At 73.3% G+C, this 21,401-nt stretch carries 20 protein-coding genes; 15 read left to right on the top strand and 5 right to left on the bottom strand.

The window, feature by feature from the left end:
- The first annotated feature begins 3 nt into the window (after positions 1 to 3).
- The 3 genes from AMPC_RS11985 to AMPC_RS11975 are packed head-to-tail and all read left to right on the top strand — an operon-like array spanning position 4 to position 3,043.
- Positions 4 to 906 (top strand): NHL repeat-containing protein, encoded by a 903-nt coding sequence (locus AMPC_RS11985; RefSeq protein WP_248340976.1) that lies wholly within the window; start codon positions 4 to 6, stop codon positions 904 to 906.
- Between the two features lie 14 nt (positions 907 to 920).
- Positions 921 to 1,898 (top strand): NHL repeat-containing protein, encoded by a 978-nt coding sequence (locus AMPC_RS11980; protein WP_248340974.1) that lies wholly within the window; start codon positions 921 to 923, stop codon positions 1,896 to 1,898.
- Positions 1,899 to 1,903: 5 nt separating this feature from the next.
- A complete protein-coding gene (locus AMPC_RS11975) occupies positions 1,904 to 3,043 on the top strand; it encodes a hypothetical protein (protein WP_248340972.1) in 1,140 nt (379 codons plus the stop codon).
- Between the two features lie 25 nt (positions 3,044 to 3,068).
- Here AMPC_RS11975 and glmU read toward each other — a convergent pair whose 3' ends face one another.
- The gene (gene glmU / locus AMPC_RS11970) at positions 3,069 to 4,502 is read right to left on the bottom strand and encodes a bifunctional UDP-N-acetylglucosamine diphosphorylase/glucosamine-1-phosphate N-acetyltransferase GlmU (RefSeq protein WP_248340970.1); all 1,434 of its coding nucleotides are present in this window, start codon (positions 4,500 to 4,502) and stop codon (positions 3,069 to 3,071) included.
- A 359-nt stretch (positions 4,503 to 4,861) separates the two neighbouring features.
- Here glmU and AMPC_RS11965 point away from each other — a divergent pair, with 359 nt between their 5' ends.
- The 3 genes from AMPC_RS11965 to AMPC_RS11955 all read left to right on the top strand — a co-directional run bounded on the left by AMPC_RS11965 (position 4,862) and on the right by AMPC_RS11955 (position 7,358).
- The gene (locus AMPC_RS11965) at positions 4,862 to 5,260 is read left to right on the top strand and encodes a cytochrome c3 family protein (protein WP_248340968.1); all 399 of its coding nucleotides are present in this window, start codon (positions 4,862 to 4,864) and stop codon (positions 5,258 to 5,260) included.
- A 452-nt stretch (positions 5,261 to 5,712) separates the two neighbouring features.
- On the top strand, positions 5,713 to 6,528 hold the full coding sequence (locus tag AMPC_RS11960; protein WP_248340967.1) for a c(7)-type cytochrome triheme domain-containing protein: 816 nt from the start codon (positions 5,713 to 5,715) through the stop codon (positions 6,526 to 6,528).
- Positions 6,529 to 6,542: 14 nt separating this feature from the next.
- Positions 6,543 to 7,358 carry a TatD family hydrolase gene (locus tag AMPC_RS11955; protein WP_248340965.1) on the top strand — a complete coding sequence of 272 codons (816 nt, stop codon included), beginning with the start codon at positions 6,543 to 6,545 and terminating at the stop codon, positions 7,356 to 7,358.
- Between the two features lie 8 nt (positions 7,359 to 7,366).
- Here AMPC_RS11955 and AMPC_RS11950 read toward each other — a convergent pair whose 3' ends face one another.
- From AMPC_RS11950 to AMPC_RS11935, 4 genes are all read right to left on the bottom strand, one after another.
- On the bottom strand, positions 7,367 to 8,011 hold the full coding sequence (locus tag AMPC_RS11950) for an HNH endonuclease (RefSeq protein ID WP_248340963.1): 645 nt from the start codon (positions 8,009 to 8,011) through the stop codon (positions 7,367 to 7,369).
- Between the two features lie 481 nt (positions 8,012 to 8,492).
- Complete coding sequence (gene moaC, locus AMPC_RS11945; protein ID WP_248340961.1) at positions 8,493 to 8,945, bottom strand: cyclic pyranopterin monophosphate synthase MoaC; 453 nt, start codon at positions 8,943 to 8,945, stop codon at positions 8,493 to 8,495.
- A gap of 59 nt (positions 8,946 to 9,004) precedes the next feature.
- Positions 9,005 to 9,949 (bottom strand): thioredoxin-disulfide reductase, encoded by a 945-nt coding sequence (gene trxB / locus AMPC_RS11940; RefSeq protein ID WP_248340959.1) that lies wholly within the window; start codon positions 9,947 to 9,949, stop codon positions 9,005 to 9,007.
- A 90-nt stretch (positions 9,950 to 10,039) separates the two neighbouring features.
- The gene (locus tag AMPC_RS11935; protein ID WP_248340957.1) at positions 10,040 to 10,990 is read right to left on the bottom strand and encodes an HDOD domain-containing protein; all 951 of its coding nucleotides are present in this window, start codon (positions 10,988 to 10,990) and stop codon (positions 10,040 to 10,042) included.
- 249 nt (positions 10,991 to 11,239) lie between these two features.
- Here AMPC_RS11935 and AMPC_RS11930 point away from each other — a divergent pair, with 249 nt between their 5' ends.
- The 9 genes from AMPC_RS11930 (at position 11,240) to urtE (ending at position 21,307) form a co-directional block, all read left to right on the top strand.
- On the top strand, positions 11,240 to 12,307 hold the full coding sequence (locus AMPC_RS11930) for a thioredoxin domain-containing protein (RefSeq protein ID WP_248340955.1): 1,068 nt from the start codon (positions 11,240 to 11,242) through the stop codon (positions 12,305 to 12,307).
- A 74-nt stretch (positions 12,308 to 12,381) separates the two neighbouring features.
- Positions 12,382 to 13,491 carry a flavodoxin-dependent (E)-4-hydroxy-3-methylbut-2-enyl-diphosphate synthase gene (gene ispG / locus AMPC_RS11925; protein WP_248340952.1) on the top strand — a complete coding sequence of 370 codons (1,110 nt, stop codon included), beginning with the start codon at positions 12,382 to 12,384 and terminating at the stop codon, positions 13,489 to 13,491.
- Between the two features lie 256 nt (positions 13,492 to 13,747).
- Positions 13,748 to 13,948 (top strand): hypothetical protein, encoded by a 201-nt coding sequence (locus tag AMPC_RS11920; RefSeq protein WP_248340950.1) that lies wholly within the window; start codon positions 13,748 to 13,750, stop codon positions 13,946 to 13,948.
- Between the two features lie 9 nt (positions 13,949 to 13,957).
- The gene (locus AMPC_RS11915) at positions 13,958 to 15,451 is read left to right on the top strand and encodes a hypothetical protein (RefSeq protein ID WP_248340948.1); all 1,494 of its coding nucleotides are present in this window, start codon (positions 13,958 to 13,960) and stop codon (positions 15,449 to 15,451) included.
- A gap of 249 nt (positions 15,452 to 15,700) precedes the next feature.
- Entirely contained in the window at positions 15,701 to 16,954 is a 1,254-nt protein-coding gene (gene urtA / locus AMPC_RS11910; protein ID WP_248340946.1) for an urea ABC transporter substrate-binding protein, read from the top strand.
- A 116-nt stretch (positions 16,955 to 17,070) separates the two neighbouring features.
- Positions 17,071 to 18,657 (top strand): urea ABC transporter permease subunit UrtB, encoded by a 1,587-nt coding sequence (urtB, locus tag AMPC_RS11905; RefSeq protein ID WP_248340944.1) that lies wholly within the window; start codon positions 17,071 to 17,073, stop codon positions 18,655 to 18,657.
- 1 nt (position 18,658) lies between these two features.
- On the top strand, positions 18,659 to 19,777 hold the full coding sequence (gene urtC, locus AMPC_RS11900) for an urea ABC transporter permease subunit UrtC (RefSeq protein ID WP_248340942.1): 1,119 nt from the start codon (positions 18,659 to 18,661) through the stop codon (positions 19,775 to 19,777).
- Positions 19,777 to 20,613 carry an urea ABC transporter ATP-binding protein UrtD gene (gene urtD, locus AMPC_RS11895; protein WP_248340940.1) on the top strand — a complete coding sequence of 279 codons (837 nt, stop codon included), beginning with the start codon at positions 19,777 to 19,779 and terminating at the stop codon, positions 20,611 to 20,613. Before urtC ends, urtD begins: the two co-directional genes overlap by 1 nt.
- Before the next feature lies 1 nt (position 20,614).
- Positions 20,615 to 21,307, top strand: coding sequence for an urea ABC transporter ATP-binding subunit UrtE (gene urtE, locus AMPC_RS11890; protein WP_248340938.1), 693 nt, complete (start codon positions 20,615 to 20,617; stop codon positions 21,305 to 21,307).
- The last annotated feature ends 94 nt before the right edge of the window (positions 21,308 to 21,401 follow it).

Genomic DNA, 21,401 nt, shown 5'->3' with positions numbered 1-21,401 from the left:
ACCGTGACGACGACCCGACTCCCGCTCCTGCTGCTCCTCTCGGCCGCGCTCCTCGCCCCCGCCGCCTCGCGGGCCGCCTCCCTCAAGCACGTCGGGTCGATCTACGCCGACGACAAGGAAGGCCCGCTCAAGTGGCCGGAGGGGGTGGCCTGCGACGACAAGGGGGCGCTGGTGGTGGCCGACACCGGCAACGCCCGCCTGCTCACCTACGCGTACCGCGACGGCAAGCTGACCGGCGGCGCGCCGGTGCAGCTCGCGCAGCTCACCTATCCCGTGCGCGTGCAGATCGACGGCAAGGGCAACGTCCTCGCCCTCGACCGGAAGACGAAGAAGATCGTGCGCGTGGACGGCTCGGGCGGGTTCGGCGGCGCCGTCGAGGTGAAGGGGGCCTCGGGCGGCGCGCCGGTGGTCCCGCTCTCCTTCAAGGTGGACCCGGCCGGACGGCTCTACGTGCTCGACGTGGCCTCGCGGCGGGTGCTGGTGCTCGAGCCCGACGGGAAGGTCGCGCGCGAGGTGGCCCTGCCGCGCGGCACGGAGGAGTTCACCGACGTCGCGGTCGATGCCTCCGGGAAGCTCTTCGCGCTCGACACCACGGCGGCGCGGCTCTGGGTGGCCGAGCCCTCGGCGGCGGCGTTCCAGGCGGTGGGCGAGAGCCTCAAGGACAAGATCAGCTTCCCGTCCTATCTCACCCCGGACGGGCACGGCCGGCTCTACGTGGTGGATCAGCACGGGAACTCGATCGTCGTGCTCGGGACGGACGGCAGCTACCAGTCCCGCGAGCTGGCGATGGGCTGGAAGGAAGCGGCGCTGTACTATCCGGTCCAGCTCTGCGTGAATGGGGAGGGGCTCGCGGTGGTGGCGGACCGGAACAACAACCGCGTGCAGGTGTTCTCGCTGGCGAAGTAGGGGGCTTCGCGAGGATGGCTCGACGGCTGGCAGGCCTGCTCGGCGCGCTCGCGCTCGCCGCGGCTTCGTCCGCGCGCGCGGCGCCGCGCGCTCCGCCGGCGGCGACGCCGCCCAGCTACGTCTTCGACCTCGCCACCGCGGGCGGGCTCAGCGAGTCCACCTGGGCCACCATCGCCTACGACCGCGGCCACGACGAGCTCTTCGCGACCTACGGCGGCCAGGTACACCTCTTCAACCGCGCCGGGATGGAGTACTACGCCTTCGGCGGCGACGGGGACGTCGGGTCGGTCGAGCGGGTGGCGCCGCTGGAGAGCGGGGACGTCCTGCTCCTCAGCCGGATGATGGACCAGCGGGTGCTGCTTCGCTGCGACTTCCGCGGCGAGAAGCTCGGGCCCTTCGAGCTGAAGAAGCTGCCCCCGGCCTTCTCCGGCTTCGCGCCGGACCTCGTCCAGGCGCTGGCCGGGAAGGTGTTCCTGGTCGAGACCACCGCCATGCGGGTGGTGGTCGCCGACGAGCAGGGCGAGGTGCTGCGGACCCTCGAGCTCGCGCCGCTGGTGACGAAGTACGACTCGGCCCTCAAGCTCGGGATGGGCGGCTTCTGGGCCGACGCGCAGGGGCGCTTCTTCTTCACGCTGCCGCTCTCCTTCACCGCCTTCGAGCTGTCGCCCGGCGGGGAGCTGCGGCAGTTCGGCGCCCGCGGGAGCTCGCCCGGCAAGTTCAACATCGTGGGCGCGATCGCCACCGACGAGCGCGGCACCGTCTTCGTGCTCGACCGGCTCCGCTCCGTGGTGCTGGTCTTCGACCGGAACCTCACCTTCCTGCTCGAGTTCGGGTACCGCGGCGACGGGCCGGAGAACCTCATCGCGCCGTACGGGCTGGCGGTGGGCAACGGCAAGCTCTTCGTCTCGCAGGCCCGCGAGCGCGGCGTGAAGGTGTTCCAGTACCCCTTGCCCCCGGCCCCGCCGCCCCCGGTCTCGGCGGTGACGATGTGAGCGCCATGCCCGTCCGCCCCTCGCTCCGCGCCTGCGCGCCCCTGCTGCTCCTGGCCGTCGCGGGCTGCACCCTCGGCTCCTCCACCGGCACGAGCTCCCAGCCGCGCGGGACCCCCGTGCCGACCGCCACCGCCGTCGGCACGCCGCTCGGGCTCGCCACGGCGATCCAGATCGGGCCGGAGGGGGGCGCGCTCGCCGCGGACGACGGGGCCTGGACGCTCACCGTGCCGGCGGGCGCGGTGGCCGCCGCGACTACCTTCTCGGCGACGCCGCTCACCAGCCACGCCCCCGGCGCGCTCACGCAGACCGTCCGGCTCGAGGCCGACCAGCCGCTGGCCGGCCCGGTGAAGGTCACCTTCAAGGGGCTCGGCAGCAGCTACCCTTCGGGCGTGGCGCTGAAGTCGCTCGCCATCCGCTACCAGGACGCGCGCGGCTTCTGGGTGGCGCCCGACGGCCTCTCCTACGACGCCGCCGCCGACACCGTGACCGCGACCACGCCGCACCTGAGCGACTGGGCGCTCGTGCTCGGGCAGACGCCGGACCTGCAGGGGACCTTCACGCTCACGCAGACCGTCGGCGTCCCGTTCACGGCCAGCGGGACCGGCGCGCTCTACGCCTGGACCAGCGCGACCGAGCCGACCTACTGGATGACCGGCACCGTCACGCTCGACGCGGACACGCTCACCGCGGGCAGCGCCACCTGCACGCCCGACGCGCGCGCGCACGACCTCGAGCTCTCGGTGGCCGAGGTGCACGGCGCCGACTTCCGCTGGGGGATGAACGCCCGCTGGGCGCTCACCTGCACCGACCCGAGCCTGTCGCAGGACCTCGCCACGCTCTTCGACACCCTGCAGATCAACCTCACGAGCTGCGGCGGGAGCTACGTGGGGACGCAGGTGAACGGCGACAGCTTCATCCAGGGCCAGTACACCAAGACCTGCGGCACGGGCGGCGTGGTCTCGGCCACCTGGGACTTCCGCGCCTGCTGGGACGGGCTCTCCTGCCAGCCCTCGGATCCCTGCCGCACCGGCACGACCACCTGCAACGGCGGGATCGGCACCTGCAACCCGACCGGGAACGCCGCCGACGGGACGCCCTGCGGCACCTCGGGCGCCTGCGTCGCCGGCGCGTGCGTCGGCGGGTGAGCCTCGCCGCCGGCGGAGCGAAGGGTCAGGCCCGCTTCCTGGTCCGCGCCTTCCGGGCGGCCTGGAGCCGCTCCACCCAGCCCTCCTTGTTCACCTGCCGCGCCCGCCCCAGCGCGAGCGCGCCGGCGGGGACGCTCTCGGTGAGCGTGGACCCGGCGGCCACGTAGGCCCCCTCGCCGATCTCGATGGGCGCCACCAGGATCGAGTCGCTCCCGACGAAGACCCCGTCGCCGATCACCGTCGGGTGCTTCTGCTCGCCGTCGTAGTTGCAGGTGACCGTGCCGCAGCCGACGTTGACGCCGTCGCCGATGGTGGCGTCGCCGAGGTAGGTGAGGTGGTTGGCCTTGGAGCCCTTGCCGAGCCGCGTCTTCTTGAGCTCGACGAAGTTGCCCACGTGCGCCCCCTCGCCCACGTCGGCGCCGGGCCGGAGCCGCGCGAAGGGGCCGACGATCGCGGCGGGCCGCACCTCGGCCTGCTCCATCACGCAGTAGGGCCTCACCGTGACGCCGTCGGCGAGCACGGTGTCGGTGAGGATCGAGCCCTGCCCGAGCGCGCAGCCCCGGCCCACGCGGGTGGCGCCGCGCAGCCGCACGCCGGTCTCGATCACGGTGTCCGGCCCGACCTCCACCCCCTCGTCGCAGAGGAAGCGCTCCGGGTCCTCCAGCGTGACGCCGCCCCGCATCAGCCGCTGGGCGATGCGGCGCGTGAGCGCGCGCCCGGCGAGCGAGAGCTCCTCCTGGTCGTTCACGCCGGCCGCCTCCACCGGCGACACGCGCGCCGAGACCGCGCCCGGCCCCTTCGCCGCCAGCGCCACCACGTCGGTCAGGTAGAACTCGCCCTGGGCGTTCTCCTTGCCCACCTTGGAGAGGGTCTTCCAGAGGAAGGCGGCGTCGGCGCAGTAGAGCCCGGCGTTCACCTCCTGGATCTTCCGCTCCTCGGGCGTGGCGTCCTTCTCCTCCACGATGAGGGCGAGCTTGCCGTCCTCGCTGTGGACGACGCGGCCGTAGCCGGTCGGGTTCTCGAGCGTCATGGTGGCGAAGGCGAGCCCCGCCTTGGCCTTGTCGCGCGCGTCCACCACCGAGGCGAGCGTCTCCTCGGTGAGGAGCGGCGTGTCACCGGAGCAGATGAGCACCGAGCCCTCGAAGCCGCGCAGCGCCTTCTTCGCCGAGAGGACGGCGTGGGCGGTGCCGAGCTGCTGCTCCTGCAGGGCGAAGCGCAGGGGCGCGTCGGGGAGGACCGCCCGGAGCGCCGCCTCCACCTGCGCGGCCTGGTGCCCGACGACCACCACCACCGGCGAGGCCCCGAGGTCGAGGGCGCGCTTCACGGGGTAGTACGCCAGCGGCCGGCCGCAGATCGGGTGCAGCACCTTGGCGCGCGACGACTTCATCCGTGTGCCCTTGCCGGCGGCGAGGACGATGGCGGCGAGCGGGGTGGTGCGCTTCCGAGCGGAGGGGGTCATGGGCGAGAGGCTAGGGTGACCAGGGGAGGGGATCAAGCGCCGCGGCGCGGGCCGGACGGGCCCCCTCGGGCAAAAAAAAGGCCGCGAGGCAGCCTCGAAGGCGCCTCACGGCCGGGCTCGCGGCAGCCCCCCCAGGCGATGACGCTTTGCCGCGGGCAACGAAGGGCGAAGTTGCATCGTCCGGGCCACGCCCAGGCATCGCAAAGGGCAGGAAAATCGGGACGCACGGCCCGGAGGGGTGCGTAAAACCACACATGAAGTGGGGCTGTTGACGCAGGTCGGGGGGGGGGACGCCCCACCGGAAAATTACCCTCGGTCAGCCCCTGATGCGACAATCACCGGACGGGGGGGAACGGCTCGTGAGCGCACGCGCGGTCGTGATCTGCTTCGCGCTCTCGGCGCCCTGGCTGGCGTTCGCCAAGAGCGCGCCGCCGGCGCCGCTCGATTGGGGCGCGAACGCCGCCTCCAAGCACGCGCCGTACGCCGCGGGCGACTGCGCGGCCTGCCACGAGAAGAAGGGCCCGCACCCCGGCGCGCCCGCGGGCTCGGTCGAGCAGCTCTGCCTGGCGGTCTGCCACAGCGACCTTCGCGCCGCCGATCATCGGGGCCACGCCTTCCGCCACTGCACCCGGTGCCACAACGCGCACGACTCGAAGCAGCTCCACCTGCTGCGGGCCGAGCCGGGCGCCTGCCCGGAGTGCCACCAGATGAACGCCGGCGCGGGGATCCGCCGGGCGCGGCTCGGTCGGGCGGGCTGAGCGCCCGGGCCGAGGCGCGCCGGCCTGGCCTCGAGGTGCGCGGGGCCGACCCGGGGGTCGGCCCCGACCCCGTCTCTTGGCGGGGCCCGAAACGAGAAAACGTCCGTCATTCCAGGAACCTTCGTCCCGGGAATGGACGCCCCTCTCCTTGCATTGAGTGGTTCAGGTGATTGCGGCGGCGGATCCCCAAGCCCGCTCGCCGGAACCGGCCCCCCCAAGCCGGTCAATCGCTTTGGCGCCCTGGGCGTCGGGAATCCCCCCTCCCGATGACTCGTGAGCCAGGCGGCCGTCGAGGTCTCCCCATCTCGGCGGCCGCCACTTTCCATTCACCGAAAGTCGCTCGGCCGCGCGTCCACCCGGCGCTCGCCGCGCAAAGGGCACGACCCCGAATGACGCGCGCCCGCTCGCGCGCCGAGGAGTGTCATGGGCCAGGGCCGAGGGGGGCTCCCGCCATGCGACGTCGCCGAATCGGGCTCCTGCCCGCGCTCCTCATCTTCTCCGCCTGCGCCTCCGCCGAGCTCGCCGCGCCGCCGCCGCCCGCCCGCCCGGCGCTCCGCCGGCTCGAGCCGGGCACCTTCCTCCTCGCCCGGACCGGCGACGGCTCCGCGCCGGCGGTGCTCTTCGAGCACTGGCGCCACCGCTCGCGCTACACGTGCCGGCTCTGCCACGTGGACATCGGCTTCGCCCTCGCGCGCGGCGCCACCGGCGTGAGCGCCGAGACCATCGCGAGCGGCCACCACTGCGGCGCCTGCCACAACGGCCGGCCGCGCGCCCGGGACCGGGTGGCCTTCGCCGCCTGCGACGAGGGGCCGGTCGAGGGGGACTGCCTGCGCTGCCACGCCGGCGAGGGGCTCGGGAGCGGCGACGGGCTCGAGCGGCACGCGCGCGACTACGACGCCTTCGCGCGCGGCCTCCCGCGCACGCCGAGCGGCCAGCCCGACTGGGCGCGCGCGGAGGCGGAGCGCCGGCTCTCGCTGCTCGACTTCGCCGAGGGCGCCGCGCCGGTGGGCGCCCGGCTGAAGATGGAGCGCGACGTCGCCTTCGAGCTCGACCGCGCCGGGGGCATCGTCTTCTCGCACGCGCGCCACGCGCGCTGGAGCGGGTGCGAGCTCTGCCACCCGCAGATCTTCACGACCCGCGCCAAGGCCACCCTCGGCTTCCGGATGCGGCGCATCATGGCCGGCGACCAGTGCGGCGCCTGTCACGGGAAGGTGGCCTTCGACCTCGGCGAGTGCGGTCTCTGCCACACGGAGCCGCGGGACGGCTAGATTCCCCAGGGTCCGTGCTCTTCGATCCCTACCTCCACCTCCGCGGCCTCTCGGCCCGCGACCTCGACGACCTCGCCTTCTTCGGCGTGACCGGCGCGCTCGGCCCGTGCGACGACGGCGTGGTCCCGGCCACCGCCGCCGCCCTGCGCCGCGACCTCGACGCGCAGGTGGGCCCTCGGCTGGCGGCGCTGCGCCGCGCCGGGCTGCGCGGCTTCGCGGCGGTGGGGCTCCACCCGCGCCGCATCCCGGCGCGCGGGCTCGAGGCGCTCCTGCACGACCTCCCCGACTGGCTCGGCCGGCGCAACGTCGCCGCCATCGGCGAGGTGGGGCTCGACGAGGTCACGCCGCGGGAGGAGCTGCTGCTGTCGCGCCAGCTCGAGCTCGCGGCGTCGCTGCGGCTCCCGGTGCTCCTCACCGCCTCCTGGCGCGCCCGGCTCAAGATCACGCGCCGGCTCATCGCCATGGTGCGCGAGGCGGAGCTGCCGCCGGAGCGGGTGCTCATCGCGCGCGCCGATCCGGGGGCGGTGCGGATGATCCGCGCCTGCGGCCACTGCGCGGCGCTCTCGCTCTCGGCGCGCGACGGCGCGGTGGACGAGGCGGTGCGGCTCGTGCGCGCGCTCGGGCCCGAGGGGATCGCGCTCGCCTCCGACGCGGGGGAGGGGGGCGGCGACCTGCTCGCGCTGCCGCGCGCGGCCGACCGGCTGCGGAAGGCGGGGCTCTCGCTCGCGGTGGTGAAGCGGGTCTGCCGCGAGAACGCGCTCGACTGGCTCGGCGTGGGCTCCGGGGCGGTCGCGAGCGCCGGCGCGAGGGGGCGCCGCCCGGCGGGCTAGCCGATCGCTCAGTGCTGCGACTCGTCGTCGGGCAGGTCGGTCCCGGGCTGCTCGCCGTCGACGGCCTCCTCGACGGCGGCCTCCTCGACGGCGGCTTCCCGCGCCTGCGGCGCGGACTCGTGCAGGATGGCCTGCACGGTCGAGAGGGCGATGCCGAGGGTGCGCGCGGCCTGGCGCTGGCTGCAGAGCCCCATGGTCACGGCCCAGCGCAGGTGCGCCCGGTCGTCCTTCGAGAGCCGGTGCGCGCGCCGCCGCTCGCCGGGCGCGAGGCGCAGCCCGTGCTCGTCGGCCCAGGCCTCCTGCTGCGTGCCCCACTGGAGGTTCTCGGCCCGGTTGTTGTCGAGGTCGCCGTCGAGGTGGCGCACCCGGCTCGCCTCGCTGGGCGGCGGGCCGTGGAAGGCGGTGCAGATGATGCGGGCGAGCGACAGGGAGATCTTCCGCCCGCCGTGGTCGATCACCACGGTGCGGTTGCGCTCGCGGCGGCCCGGGCCGACGGGGTGCCAGTCCACGTACTTCCAGCGGCCGAACCCCTTGTGGCGCAGGCGCGAGTAGATGCGACCGTCGGCGCCGGCCATGTAGTCGGGGCTGGGGCTCATGGGGATGGCCCGCAGCTCCACCCCCGCCGCCGTCCGGATGTCCACCTTCTCCGTCACCGCGCCCCACCCCGCTGGTCCGCCAAAATCGGCCGGAGCAATATGCCGGACCTGCAAATCGATTTCTACTTTCGGGACGGACTCGATCATCGCCAATTGAGCCTGTAGGTGGCGGACGCAGATCCGACGACGTCGTCCCACGGTGTCGGACCGGAGCCCCCCGCTCCGGGACCGCCCCGGGCCACCGCGCTCCCCGAAGAGCGCGGTCCCCCTCTCCGCCCGGGCGAAACGGGCATTTGCTAATGCAGTGCCAGCGCGGGGGATCGGTCGCGCCGGTCGGACCGGCGCGCATCCCGCGGCACGGAATGCCGCGTGCTGATTGTGCAATCGCGCGACGTCACGCGAGGCAGGGCGTTCGGTTTGCCTACCTTCGCGGACAAGGTCGCATTAGCCAATTGCCCCAGGACACCCGTTACTTGGCGCACCCCACCCGCGCCGGGCGGGACCGCCGGCTCGCTCGGGTAAGGTTCCTGCCGGGGCGCTAGCGCTTCCGGGCGGGCTTCCCGCGCGTCCAGTGGCCCGTGCGCCCGCCCTTCTTCTCGAGCAGCTCGACCGCCTCGATGCGCATCCCGCGCTCGTACCGCTTGAGCATGTCGTACACGGTGAGACAACCGGCGGAGACGGCGGCGAGCGCCTCCATCTCCACGCCGGTCCGGTCGCGGGTCCGGACGGTGGCCTCGATCTCCACCCCGCCGTCCCTCACCTCGGCGAGCACGTCCACGCCGGTGAGGGCGATGGGGTGGCAGAGCGGGACGAGGTCGGGCGTGCGCTTCGCGGCCATGATGCCGGCGAGCCGCGCGGCCGCGAGCACGTCCCCCTTCTCGGACTCGCCGCGGCGCACGATCCCCGCGGTGGCGTCGCTCATCGACACCTTGCCGCGGGCCACGGCCACGCGCTCCGTCTTCTTCTTCTCGCCGACGTCGATCATCTTCATGCGTGGGCTCCGGTGCGGAAGGATGGCGGGCGGGCGCTCGGGGTCGCCCTCAATCCCCATCAGTCCCAGATCTCGGTGGCGTGCTCGCCGAGCCAGCGCTCGGCGTCGATGGCCGCGACGCACCCGGAGCCGGCCGCGGAGATGGCCTGCCGGTAGCTCGGGTCGGCGACGTCGCCTGCGGCGAACACGCCGGCCACGCTGGTGTGGCTCGAGGGCGCCTGCACCTCGAGGTAGCCGACCTCGTTCATCTCGAGCTGCCCCCGGAAGATGGCGGTGTTCGGCTCGTGCCCGATGCCCATGAAGAGCCCGCCCACCGCGAGCTCGCGGGTGGAGCCGTCCACCGTGCTCTTGAGCCGCAGGCCGGTGACCCCCCGGCCGTCGCCGAGCACCTCGTCGACCACCGTGTTCCACTCGAACGCGATCTTGGGGTTGGCGCGGGCGCGGTCGGCCATGATCTTCGAGGCGCGCAGCGCGTCGCGCCGGTGGATGATGGTCACCTTGCTCGCGTACTTGGTGAGGAAGGTGGCCTCCTCCACGGCGGTGTCGCCGCCGCCGACCACGGCGATCTCCACGCCCTTGAAGAAGAAGCCGTCGCAGGTGGCGCAGGCCGAGACGCCCTTGCCCTGGTACTGCTTCTCCGACGGGATGCCGAGCCACTTGGCCGACGCGCCGGTGGCGACGATCACCGCCTCGGCCTCGTAGAGCTGGTCGTCCTGCCACACCTTGAACGGGCGGGCGCTGAGGTCCACCCGCGTCACCTCGCCGAGCACGAAGCGGGTGCCGAAGCGCTCCGCCTGGCCCTTCATCTTCTCCATCAGCTCGGGCCCGAGGATGCCCTCGGGGAAGCCGGGGTAGTTCTCGACGTCGCTCGTGATGGTGAGCTGGCCGCCGGGCTGGAGCCCCTCGAACAGGAGCGGCTTGAGGTTGGCGCGGGCGGCGTAGAGCGCGGCGGTGTAGCCGGCGGGGCCGCTGCCGATGATGACGAGCCTCTCGTGCTGTGCCATGGGGTGCTCCGGTGCGGAAAAGGGGTCGGTCCGAAGCCCGATCCTTTAGCGCGGGAGCGCGCCGGTGTCAGCGGGATTCCGGCCCGCGACCTAGCGCGCGACCGCGAGCCCCGGCGCGCCGCGCGGCGCGGGCAGCGGGACGCCGAGCTGCTCGAACAGCCCCACCGCCTCGCCGCAGACGGCGTTGAGGGCGGCGTCGTCGAGCCGGAGCAGCTCCTGCGCCTCGGCCACCACGTCGGGATCGCTCACGTCGAGCTGCACCGGGAGCGGCGCGGACGGCGGCGGGCCGAGCACGCGCGGCGGGCAGGGCACCACGCCGAGGCCGAGCTCGTAGGCGAGGTTCCCGGCCACCAGCACCGCGGCGACGACCGGGTGTGGCTTCCCGTCCACGCGCGGCCGGTGGTGGTTGGACACCACCTTCTGGATCTCGGCCGGGAGGTTCCAGAGCCGGGTCACGAGCCCGGAGGCCTCCTCGTGCACGCCGTGCAGCACCGGGGCGGCGACGTCGAAGGGGACGCGGGGGTTGTCGCGGTCCTCGGCGAGGGCGAGCAGCGCGGCGGCGATGCCGACGTCGTGCAGCAGGCCGCAGAGGAAGGCGTACTCGGCGGGGATGGCGGTGCGGCTGCAGATGGCGCGCGCCAGGTAGGCGGTGGCGGTGCTGTGGTGGGCGAGCCGCTGCATCGGCGCCTCGAACCCCGGCACCCGGAAGACGCGCATGTTGAGCGCGGCCTCGAGGACGAGATCGCGCAGGGTGCCCATCCCGAGCCGGACGACCGCCTGCTTGAGCGAGGTGATCGGGCTGCGGGAGGTGTAGAGCGCCGACTGCGAGATGGAGAGGACGCGGGCGGCGAGGAGCGGATCGCGCTCCAGGATCGCGACCACCTGGTCGAAGTTCACGCCAGGGGTCTGCGACAGCTGCATGATCTCGATCGCCACGCCCGGCAGCATGGGTGGGCGGTAGACGGGCGAGGTGAGCAGCCGCATGAGCCGCACCGTGAGCTGCACCGGGTCGAAGCCGGGCTCCCGCGCCGTGTCGTTCATCGCTCCTCTGGCCCCTCTGGAAAGGTTCGAGCCGCCCGGTTGCGTCGTCCGTGCCACGAGGGCGCCGCGGGCGCCGCCCTGTTTCCAGGTGGCTAGGCGACCCGGGGGGCGGGGCCGCCCGGCCCCCGGGTCGCGCACCAGGGTGGCGAGAAACCCCTGCTTCCGGGGAAGTCCTTTATGTCAACGGCTGTTTCTGGAAGAATCCCCCGCCCTGCCTACACGTCCCGAACCTCGGGAGAAACGAGACACATGCGCGCCCTCTTCGCAGTCCTCGCCCTCTCGGCGGCTTGCCAGTCACCTGCCAAGACGCCGGCGGCGACCGCCCCCGCCAAGACCGTCCAGAGCACCGGCCAGCCGGAGCTCGATCCGAAGGCGCCCGTGGCCAAGTGGAACGGCACCACCGTCACCGCCGGAGACCTCCAGGAGCTGGTGAAGCCGGAGGAGCGCCGGATGGAGGCCGAGCACCAGGAGCAGCTCTACAAGCTGCGCAAGGCCGGCCTCGACTCGATCGTGAACAAGAAGCTGGTCGAGGAGAAGGCCAAGGCGGCCGGGATGGCGCCCGAGGAGTTCCTGCGCAAGGAGCTCTCCTCGCAGCTCACGCCGCCCACCGAGGCCGAGCTCAAGAAGGTCTACGACCAGGCCAAGGCGGCCGGGCAGGCGCTGCCCGAGTTCGCGCAGGTCAAGCCGCAGATCGAGCAGTACCTCATGCAGCAGAAGCAGCAGGAGGTCCTGAAGCGCTACTACGACAAGCTCCGCGCCGACGCCAAGGTGGAGGTGCTGCTCCCGCCGTACAAGCCGGCGCGGGTGGAGGTGGCGGCGGTCGGCCCGAGCAAGGGCCCGCAGGGCGCGCCGATCACCATCGTCGAGTTCAGCGACTACCAGTGCCCCTACTGCAGCAAGGCCGAGGGCACGGTGAAGCAGGTGCTCGCCGAGTACGGCGACAAGGTGCGGCTCGTGTACCGCGACTACCCGCTGCCCTTCCACGACAAGGCCCAGAAGGCCGCCGAGGCCGCCAACTGCGCCGCCGACCAGGGCAAGTACTGGGAGATGCACGACAAGCTCTTCGGGCAGCAGGAGTCGCTCGACGTCGCCGCGCTCAAGAAGGCCGCGGGCGAGCTCAAGCTCGACCAGGGCAAGTTCGACAAGTGCCTCGACTCCGGCGAGAAGGCCAAGGAGGTCGCCGAGAGCAAGAAGGCGGGCGAGCAGGCCGGCGTGAGCGGCACCCCGGCGTTCTTCGTGAACGGCATGCTCCTCTCGGGGGCGCTCCCCTACGAGAGCTTCAAGACGATCATCGACTCGGAGCTGAAGGCGAAGTAGCCGTCCGGCTGGCGAGGAGGGGGACCGCGCGTTAGCTACGGGCGGTCCCCTCCCACAACAATCGAGGAATCCTCGTGGGCGCCTACGATCACCAGCAGCTTCCCGCCATCTCGCAGCGCCGCCAGACCCGCCAGGTGCGGGTCGGCTCGGTCCCGATCGGCGGCGGCGCGCCGGTGGCGGTGCAGTCGATGACCACCACCGAGACGGCCGACCCGGTCGCGACGCTGGCGCAGGTCCGCGCCCTCGCCGAGGCGGGCGCGGACGTGGTGCGGCTCGCGGTGCCCAACCAGGAGGCGGCGGCGGCGCTCGCGACGATCGTGAAGGGCTCGCCCATCCCGCTCGTGGCCGACATCCACTTCGACTACCGGCTCGCGCTCAAGGCGCTCGACGCCGGCATGCACTGCATCCGCCTCAACCCGGGCAACATCGGCTCGGCCGAGCGCGTGCGCGAGGTGGTGAAGGTGGCGGCGGAGCGGCAGGTCCCCATCCGCATCGGCGTGAACGCGGGCTCGCTCGAGGAGGACATCGTCGAGAAGCACGGCTGGCCCACCGCCGAGGGCATGGTGGAGAGCGCCGAGCGCCACATCCGCATCCTCGAGGACCTGGGCTACCGCGAGATCAAGGTCTCCCTGAAGGCGCACGACATCGCCATGACGGTGCAGGCGAACCGGCTCTTCGCCTCGCGCTTCGACTACCCCTTGCACCTCGGCATCACCGAGGCGGGCACGCTCATCGCCGGCACCGTGAAGAGCGCCGCCGGCATCGGCATCCTCCTCGCCGACGGCATCGGCGACACCATCCGCGTGTCGCTCGCGGCCGACCCGGTGGAGGAGGTGAAGGTCGCCCGCATCCTGCTCAAGGCCATGGGGCTCAAGTTCGGCGGCGCCACGCTCACCGCCTGCCCCACCTGCGGCCGCTGCTCGGTCGGGATGATCCCGATCGCCGAGCGCGTCGAGACCCGGCTCAGCCACCTCAAGGGCGAGGTGAACGTGGCCGTGATGGGGTGCGAGGTGAACGGCCCCGGCGAGGCGCGCGCCGCCGACGTGGGCATCGCCTTCGGCCACGGCGGCGTCGGCCTGCTGTTCAAGGGCGGCGCGGTGGTGAAGCGCATGAAGGCCGAGGAGCTCGAGGACGCGCTCGTGACCGAGGCCGAGGCGATCGCGGCGGCGCGGGAGAACAAGTAGGCCGGGCCCCCCTCCCTGTCCCTCCCCCGCTTCGCGGGAGAGGGGAAGAGGGGCGCAGGGGGAGCAGCCTCCGCGAGCGCCTCGCGGCACCCTCCCCCGCCTCGCGGGAGAGGGAAGAGGGGCGCGGGGGGGCAGTCCCCGCGAGCGCCTCATGGCACTCCCTCCCCACCGCGGTGGGGAGGGCAGGGGAGGGGCGGCCAGGCGCCCCATGCGGCCGCGCCCTGCGGCCCCGCGCTTCACCGATTATGAGCGGACCATGACGGACGGAACCGGAGAGGTCCGCAGCGAGCTCCTGCCGCGCGGCCAGGCGATGCGGAGCATGCTCCTCTGGCTGAGCGAGCGGCGCCGGGAGGACCCCGCGGCGCCGCGCCTCAAGCTGATCGGCGAGGCCTCGCTCCGGTTCGACCTCACCCCGGCCGAGACCGAGTTCCTCCTGCGCGCCTGGGACCCGGGGTAGGGAGCGGCCGTGCGCCGCCGCGCCGGCCGCGCGCTCCTCGCCTGCGCCGCCGCGCTCCAGGTGGCGGCCGCGGAGGCGCCCACCACCGCCGCCCTCGAGCATCATGGGGATCCCTCGCGCGCCGGCGTCTACGTGGATCCCGCGCTGACCCGCGCCGCCGCGAAGGGCTACCACCTCGATCCCGCGTTCGACGCCCGGCTCCCCGGGGCCGTCTACGCCCAGCCGCTCTACGCGCCGGGCGTGCGCGGCGGTCCGGACCTCGTCGTCGCCGCGAGCGAGCGGAACGAGGTGGCCGCCTTCGACGCGCGCAGCGGGGCGGCGATCTGGCGGCGCACGCTCGGGGCCCCGGTGGCGCGCGCCAGGCTCCCGTGCGGCAACATCGACCCGCTCGGCGTCACCGGCACGCCCGTCATCGACCCCGCGAGCCGCACCCTCTACCTCGACGCGCTGACGATGCCGGACGGCGGCGCGACCAAGGTGCACCAGGTGTTCGCGCTCGGCCTCGACGACGGCGCCGTCCGCCCGGGCTGGCCGCTCGACGTGGCCGGGTTGGCGCGCCGCCGCGGGCTCTCCTTCGACGCCGCGGTCCAGAACCAGCGCGGCGCGCTCGCGCTCGCGGCGGGGACGCTCTACGTCCCCTTCGGCGGACACTTCGGCGACTGCGGGGACTACCACGGCTTCGTCTTCGCCATCCCGCTGCGGGACCCCGCCGCCGCGACGGCGTACCGGACGCCGGCGCGCGGGGCCGGGATCTGGGCGCCGGGCGGCCTCTCGGCGGCCGACGGCCAGCTCTTCGCCGCGACCGGCAACAGCTTCGGCGCGACGACCTGGGGGGGCGGCGACGCGGTGCTGCGCTTCCAGGCCGGCGCGCCGCTCGCCGGGGCCGCGCCCGACCACTTCGCCCCGGCCAACTGGAAGGAGCTCGACGAGGGCGACGTGGACCTGGGCGGCACCGCGCCCCTGCCGGTGGATCTCCCCGGCGCCACGCCGTCGAAGCTGGTGGTGGCGCTCGGCAAGGACGGCAAGGCGTACCTGCTCGACCGCGCGCGGCTCGGCGGCGTCGGCGGCCAGCTCGCGGCGGTGCCGGTGGCCGACGACCTCATCATCAACGCGGCCGCCGCCTACGCCACCGCGAAGGGGACCTACGTCGCGTTCCGGGGCCAGGGGAAGGGCTGCCCCGAGGAGGCCGACCTCACCGCCATCCGGCTCGTGCCGGGCGCGCCGCCCACGGCGCGGGTGGCCTGGTGCGCGCGCCAGGGCGGCAAGGGCTCGCCCATGGTCACCACCACCGGCGGCGGCGGCGAGGCGATCGTCTGGAGCGTGGGCGCCGAGGGGGACGAGCGGCTGCACGGCTTCGACGGCGACACCGGCGCGGTGGTGTACGCGGGCGGCGGGCCGGGCGACGCGCTCGGGAAGGTGCGCCGGTTCCAGAGCCCCATCCTGGCGAAGGGGCGCATCTACGTCGGCGTGGACGGCGGCGTGAAGGCCTTCCGGCGCGACTGAGCCAGCGCCGTCTCCGCGAAGTGCCCGCTTCCCGCGCAGCGCGTTGCTGCGCCGCGAGGCAGCGCCGGAGCCCCGCGCGGAGCGGACCGCGGCGCGGGGGCTGCTCGAAAAACGCGCGCAGGGCGGGCCCGGAGGCGGTGCAGCCCGCGCGGGCCGCGTCGCGCGCGCCCTGGCACGCTTCTCGCTCTCCGTCCCGCCTGCGCCTTCGCGCACGCGAGTTCACTCACCGAACACATGGAGGAGATCGAGATGTCCCGAAGAAGTCTCGTCACGACGCTGGCCGGTTCCCTGCTCGTCCTCGCCGCCGCGGCCCTTCCGGGCGGCGCCCGCGCGGAGGAGACCATCAAGGTCGGCGTGCTCCATTCCCTCTCGGGCACGATGGCGATCTCCGAGACGGCGCTGAAGGACGTGGCGCTCATGACCATCGAGGAGATCAACGCCTCGGGCGGCGTCCTGGGCAAGAAGCTCGAGCCGGTGGTGGTGGACCCCGCGTCCAACTGGCCGCTCTTCGCCGAGAAGGCGCGCCAGCTGGTGGGCAACGACAAAGTCGCGGCGGTGTTCGGCTGCTGGACCTCGGTGTCGCGCAAGTCGGTGCTCCCGGTGTTCAAGGAGCTGAACGGGCTGCTCTTCTACCCGGTGCAGTACGAGGGCGAGGAACTCGAGAAGAACGTCTTTTACACCGGCGCGGCGCCGAACCAGCAGGCCATCCCGGCGGTCGAGTACCTCATGAGCAAGGAGGGCGGCGGCGCCAAGCGCTTCTTCCTGCTCGGCACCGACTACGTCTACCCGCGCACCACCAACAAGATCCTGCGCGCCTTCCTGCACGCGAAGGGCGTGGCCGACAAGGACATCGCCGAGGTCTACACGCCGTTCGGCCACGGCGACTACCAGACCATCGTCGCCGACATCAAGAAGTTCGCCCTGGGCGGCAAGACCGCGGTGATCTCGACCATCAACGGCGACTCCAACGTGCCCTTCTACAAGGAGCTCGGGAACGCCGGCCTCAAGGCGACCGACGTGCCGGTGGTGGCGTTCTCGGTGGGCGAGGAGGAGCTGCGCGGCATCGACACCAAGCCGCTCGTCGGCCACCTCGCCTCCTGGAACTACTTCATGTCGCTCAAGAACCCGACCAACGCCGCGTTCGTGAAGAAGTACCGCGCCTACGCGAAGAAGAAGGGGCTCCCGAACGCCGACAAGGTGGTGACCAACGACCCGATGGAGGCCACCTACGTCGGCATCCACATGTGGAAGCAGGCGGTGGAGAAGGCCCACAGCACCGACGTGAACAAGGTGATCGCGGCCATGAGCGGGCAGACCTTCAAGGCGCCCTCCGGCTTCACGCTCACCATGGACCCGACCAACCACCACCTGCACAAGCCGGTCCTCATCGGCGAGGTCCGGCCGGACGGGCAGTTCAACGTGGTCTGGAAGACCAAGGCGCCCATCCGCGCGCAGCCGTGGAGCCCGTACATCGCGGGGAACGAGTCGAAGCAGAACATGTGAAGCGAGCGGGGCGGGCGTCCCCTACCCGCCCACCCCGTCCCCCTCCTCTCCCCTCTCCCGCGACGCGGGGGAGGGGGAGGGGGGAACCCCCCGCGCCGCACCCGAAGCCACCCGCCATGCGCCCCCTCACCGCAGCCCTCTTCCTCTTGCTCCTCGCCCCCGCCGCCGCGCGCGCCGCGCTCGATCCGCAGGCCGTCGCGAAGCTCGGCGCGGAGGACTCGGAGGAGAAGCTCGCCGGCGTGGACGAGCTCGCCCGGTCGGCCGACCCGGCGGCCGCGCGCGTCCTCCAGGCCCTCGCCGAGGACAACCTGCAGGTCGCGAACGGCCGCGTGCTCCTGCTCGACGGCGAGCGCACCCTCGACGCGACCACGCTCGCCGAGGTGGACCCGGCGCCGGAGGGGGCCGAGCCCATCACCATCAACAACCGCATCCGGCGCCACGTCGGCACCGCCCTCGCGGCCCTGCGGCTCTCCGACCCCGACCGCCGGGCGCGCCTGGCCGCCGCGCAGGAGCTGGCCGACGGCGCCTCGCTCGAGCTCGCCCCGGCCCTGAAGGCGGCGCTCGACCGCGAGCAGGACCGCGAGGTGAAGCCGCTCCTCGCCCTCGCCTACGCCCAGGCCACGCTGCAGAGCCCCGAGCCCGCGGCGCGGCTCTCCGCGGTGAAGGCGCTGCGCGACAGCGGCAACCCGCGCGTGGAGCGGCTCCTGGGCGGACTGCTCGCCGACGGCGCCGAGACCGACCCCGACGTCCGCCGCGAGGCGCTCGCCTCGCTCGAGGCGGTGCGCCACCGGCTGGCGATGGGCGAGCTCGTGGGGCGCGTCTTCTCCGGCCTCTCGCTCGGCAGCATCCTCCTCCTCGCCGCGCTCGGGCTCGCCATCACCTACGGCCTCATGGGCGTCATCAACATGGCCCACGGCGAGCTGCTCATGATCGGCGCCTACGCCACCTACGCCATGCAGGGCGTCTTCGCCCGCCACTTCCCGCGCCACCACGACTGGTACGTGGTGGCCGCGGTCCCCGTCGCCTTCCTGGCGGCGGGGCTGGTGGGCGCGGTGCTGGAGCGGACCGTGATCCGGTTCCTCTACGGCCGCCCGCTCGAGACCCTCCTCGCCACCTGGGGCGCGAGCCTGGTGCTGAGCCAGGCGGCGCGCTCCACCTTCGGCGCGCAGAACGTGAGCGTCGCCAACCCCTCCTGGATGTCGGGCGGCGTGCCGCTCGTCGCGAACGCCGTGCTCCCCTGGAACCGGATCGTCATCGTCGCCTTCTCGCTCGCGGTGCTCGGCCTGGTCTGGCTCGCCATGAACCGGACCCGCTTCGGCCTGTTCCTGCGCGCGGTGACGCAGAACCGGGCGATGGCGGGCTGCGTGGGCGTGCCCACCGGCCGCCTCGACACGCTCGCCTTCGCCGCCGGCGCGGGCATCGCCGGCCTGGGCGGCGTGGCGCTCTCGCAGATCGCCAACGTCGGGCCGGACATGGGGCAGGCCTACATCGTGGACTCCTTCATGGTGGTGGTGCTGGGCGGGGTCGGGCAGCTCGCCGGCGCGGTCTGGGCGGCGCTCGGGCTCGGCGTCCTCTCCAAGTTCCTCGAGGGCTGGTCCGGCGCGGTGATCGCCAAGATCGCGGTGCTCGCCTTCATCATCGTCTTCATCCAGAAGCGCCCGCAGGGCCTCTTCGCCCTCAAGGGCCGGTTCGCGGAGGACTGACGTGGACGCCGTCGCCCGCCCGCCGCTCTCGCGCTGGACCGTCCCCATGCCGCCCGCCGGCTGGGCGGCGCTCGGCGCCTTCCTCGCGGGAGCGCTGCTGCTCGTCCCGGCGCTCCACCTCCTCACGCCCGCCGGGAGCGCGCTCCACGTCTCCGACTACGCCGTGACGCTCGGCGGGAAGGTGATGTGCTACGCCATCGTGGCCGTGGCCCTCGATCTGGTCTGGGGCTACGGCGGCATCCTCTCGCTCGGCCACGGGCTCTTCTTCGCGCTCGGCGGGTACGGCTTCGGCATGTACCTCATGCGCGCCATCGGCCGCGAGGGCGTCTACCAGTCCGACCTGCCCGACTTCATGGTCTTCCTCGACTGGAAGGCGCTGCCCTGGTACTGGCGCGGCACCGAGCACGCCGCCTGGGCGCTGGCGCTCGCGGTGCTCGTGCCGGGGCTGGTAGCCCTGGTCTTCGGCTTCTTCGCCTTCCGCTCGCGCATCAAGGGCGTCTACTTCTCGATCATCACGCAGGCGCTGACGCTCGCGGCGATGCTGCTCTTCTTCCGCAACGAGACCGGCTTCGGCGGGAACAACGGCTTCACCGACTTCAAGCGCGTGCTCGGCCACCCCATCGCCGCGCCCGCCACCCGCGTGGCCCTCTTCATGCTCACGGCGGCGGCGCTCGCGGGCACGCTCCTCCTCTGCCGCTGGCTGGTGGCCTCGAGGTACGGCCGGGTGCTCACCGCCATCCGCGACGGCGAGTCGCGGGCGCGGTTCCTCGGCTACCAGCCGCACCACTACAAGCTCTTCGCCTGGACGCTCTCGGCGGTGCTCTGCGGCGTGGCGGGCGCGCTCTACGTCCCGCAGGTCGGGATCATCAACCCCTCGGAGATGTCGCCCGCCAACTCGATCGAGATCGCCATCTGGGTGGCGGTGGGCGGGCGCGGCACGCTGGTGGGCGCGGTGGTCGGCGCGGCCCTGGTGAACCTGGCGAAGAGCTGGTTCACGGTGGCCTTCCCCGAGTTCTGGAACGTGTTCCTGGGGCTCCTCTTCATCGGCGTGACGCTCTTCCTGCCCGACGGGCTGGTGGGGCTGTTCCGGCGCCTCGCGGCGCGGAAGGCGAGGGCCTGATGGACCTGCGAACGGACCCGCAGCGCCCGCCGCTCCCCCCCGGCTTCGCGCCCTCCGCCTCGGTGCACCCGGTGCTCCCGGGCGTGCTCGACGCCTCGCACCGGGTGATCCTCTACCTCGAGGGCATCACCGTCACGTTCGACGGCTTCCGGGCGCTGAACGCGCTCACGCTCTACATCGACGCCGGCGAGCTCCGCTGCGTCATCGGCCCGAACGGCGCCGGAAAGACCACGCTCATGGACGTGATCACCGGGAAGACGCGCCCGGACACCGGCACCGCGTTCTTCGGCCAGAGCCTGGACCTCACCCGGATGTCGGAGCCGGAGATCGCCGACGCCGGCATCGGCCGCAAGTTCCAGAAGCCGACGGTGTTCGAGCGCCACACGGTGCTCGAGAACCTCGAGCTGGCCATGAAGGCCGACAAGCGGGTGCGCGGGACGCTGCGCGCCCGGCTCGACGGCGAGGCGCGCGACCGGATCGCGGAGACGCTCGCGGTGGTGCGGCTCGGGCAGGTGGCGCACCGGCCGGCGGGGACGCTCTCGCACGGCCAGAAGCAGTGGCTCGAGATCGGGATGCTCCTCATGCAGCAGCCGAAGCTCCTGCTCCTCGACGAGCCGGTGGCCGGCATGACCGACGAGGAGCGCGAGCGGACGGCGGAGCTCATCGTGGCGCTCTCCTCGGAGCGGTCGCTCATGGTGGTGGAGCACGACATGGACTTCGTCGCCCGCCTGGGCGGCAAGGTGACGGTGCTGCACGAGGGCGCGGTCCTGGCGGAGGGGCCGCTCGAGCAGGTGCAGCAGGATCCGCGCGTGATCGAGGTCTACCTGGGACGGTGAGATGCTCGCGGTCGAGAACCTGAACCAGTACTACGGCGGCAGCCACATCCTGCGCGGCGTCTCCTTCGAGGCGGCGCCGGGGCAGGTGACGGTGCTGCTCGGCCGCAACGGCGTGGGCAAGACCACGCTCCTGCGCTCGCTCATGGGGCTCGTCCCGGTCGCCTCGGGCCGCGTCGCCTTCGAGGGCAAGGACCTCACCCGCGCCCCCTCGCACGGCCGGGTGCGCGCGGGGATCGGCTACGTGCCGCAGGGCCGGGAGATCTTCCCGCGGCTCACGGTGCAGGAGAACCTCGAGATGGGGCTGGCCTCGCTGCCGCGGGGCGCGCGGGTGCCGGAGCGGGTGTTCGAGCTCTTCCCGGTGCTCCGGACGATGCTGGGGCGCCGCGGCGGCGACCTCTCGGGTGGGCAGCAGCAGCAGCTCGCCATCGGCCGAGCGCTGGCGATGCGCCCCCGGCTCCTCGTGCTCGACGAGCCGACGGAGGGGATCCAGCCCTCCATCATCAAGGACATCGAGCGCGTCATCCGCGCCCTCGCGGCCGAGGGCAGCATGGCCATCCTGCTGGTGGAGCAGTACTACGAGTTCGCCCGGGGCCTCGCGGACCGGTACCTCGTGATGCAGCGGGGGGAGATCGTGAAGCGGGGGAGCGGGGAGGGGATGGAGGCGGACGGGGTCAGGGGGCTGCTGGCGCTGTGAGCCGCTGGCCGCTGGGCGTCGCTTCGGGTAGGCCGCTGGTTCCTGTCCTGAGATCGATCGTCGCAGAGGGCCGGCGGGGGACGCCCGCTGCGCG

This window comes from Anaeromyxobacter paludicola, assembly GCF_023169965.1.
Lineage (GTDB): Bacteria > Myxococcota > Myxococcia > Myxococcales > Anaeromyxobacteraceae > Anaeromyxobacter_B > Anaeromyxobacter_B paludicola.
Note: the sequence above shows the minus strand (reverse complement) of the source record. Positions and strands in the feature narration are given on the sequence as shown.

What these genes read in the sequence shown, in the direction of transcription:
- AMPC_RS11980 (WP_248340974.1), top strand. Translation starts at nt 921, where the DNA reads ATGGCTCGACGGCTGGCAGGCCTGCTCGGCGCGCTCGCGCTCGCCGCG.
- AMPC_RS11975 (WP_248340972.1), top strand. Translation starts at nt 1,904, where the DNA reads ATGCCCGTCCGCCCCTCGCTCCGCGCCTGCGCGCCCCTGCTGCTCCTG.
- glmU (WP_248340970.1), bottom strand. Translation starts at nt 4,502, where the DNA reads ATGACCCCCTCCGCTCGGAAGCGCACCACCCCGCTCGCCGCCATCGTC.
- AMPC_RS11960 (WP_248340967.1), top strand. Translation starts at nt 5,713, where the DNA reads ATGCGACGTCGCCGAATCGGGCTCCTGCCCGCGCTCCTCATCTTCTCC.
- moaC (WP_248340961.1), bottom strand. Translation starts at nt 8,945, where the DNA reads ATGAAGATGATCGACGTCGGCGAGAAGAAGAAGACGGAGCGCGTGGCC.
- trxB (WP_248340959.1), bottom strand. Translation starts at nt 9,949, where the DNA reads ATGGCACAGCACGAGAGGCTCGTCATCATCGGCAGCGGCCCCGCCGGC.
- AMPC_RS11935 (WP_248340957.1), bottom strand. Translation starts at nt 10,990, where the DNA reads ATGAACGACACGGCGCGGGAGCCCGGCTTCGACCCGGTGCAGCTCACG.
- AMPC_RS11930 (WP_248340955.1), top strand. Translation starts at nt 11,240, where the DNA reads ATGCGCGCCCTCTTCGCAGTCCTCGCCCTCTCGGCGGCTTGCCAGTCA.
- AMPC_RS11920 (WP_248340950.1), top strand. Translation starts at nt 13,748, where the DNA reads ATGACGGACGGAACCGGAGAGGTCCGCAGCGAGCTCCTGCCGCGCGGC.
- urtA (WP_248340946.1), top strand. Translation starts at nt 15,701, where the DNA reads ATGTCCCGAAGAAGTCTCGTCACGACGCTGGCCGGTTCCCTGCTCGTC.
- urtB (WP_248340944.1), top strand. Translation starts at nt 17,071, where the DNA reads ATGCGCCCCCTCACCGCAGCCCTCTTCCTCTTGCTCCTCGCCCCCGCC.
- urtD (WP_248340940.1), top strand. Translation starts at nt 19,777, where the DNA reads ATGGACCTGCGAACGGACCCGCAGCGCCCGCCGCTCCCCCCCGGCTTC.
- urtE (WP_248340938.1), top strand. Translation starts at nt 20,615, where the DNA reads ATGCTCGCGGTCGAGAACCTGAACCAGTACTACGGCGGCAGCCACATC.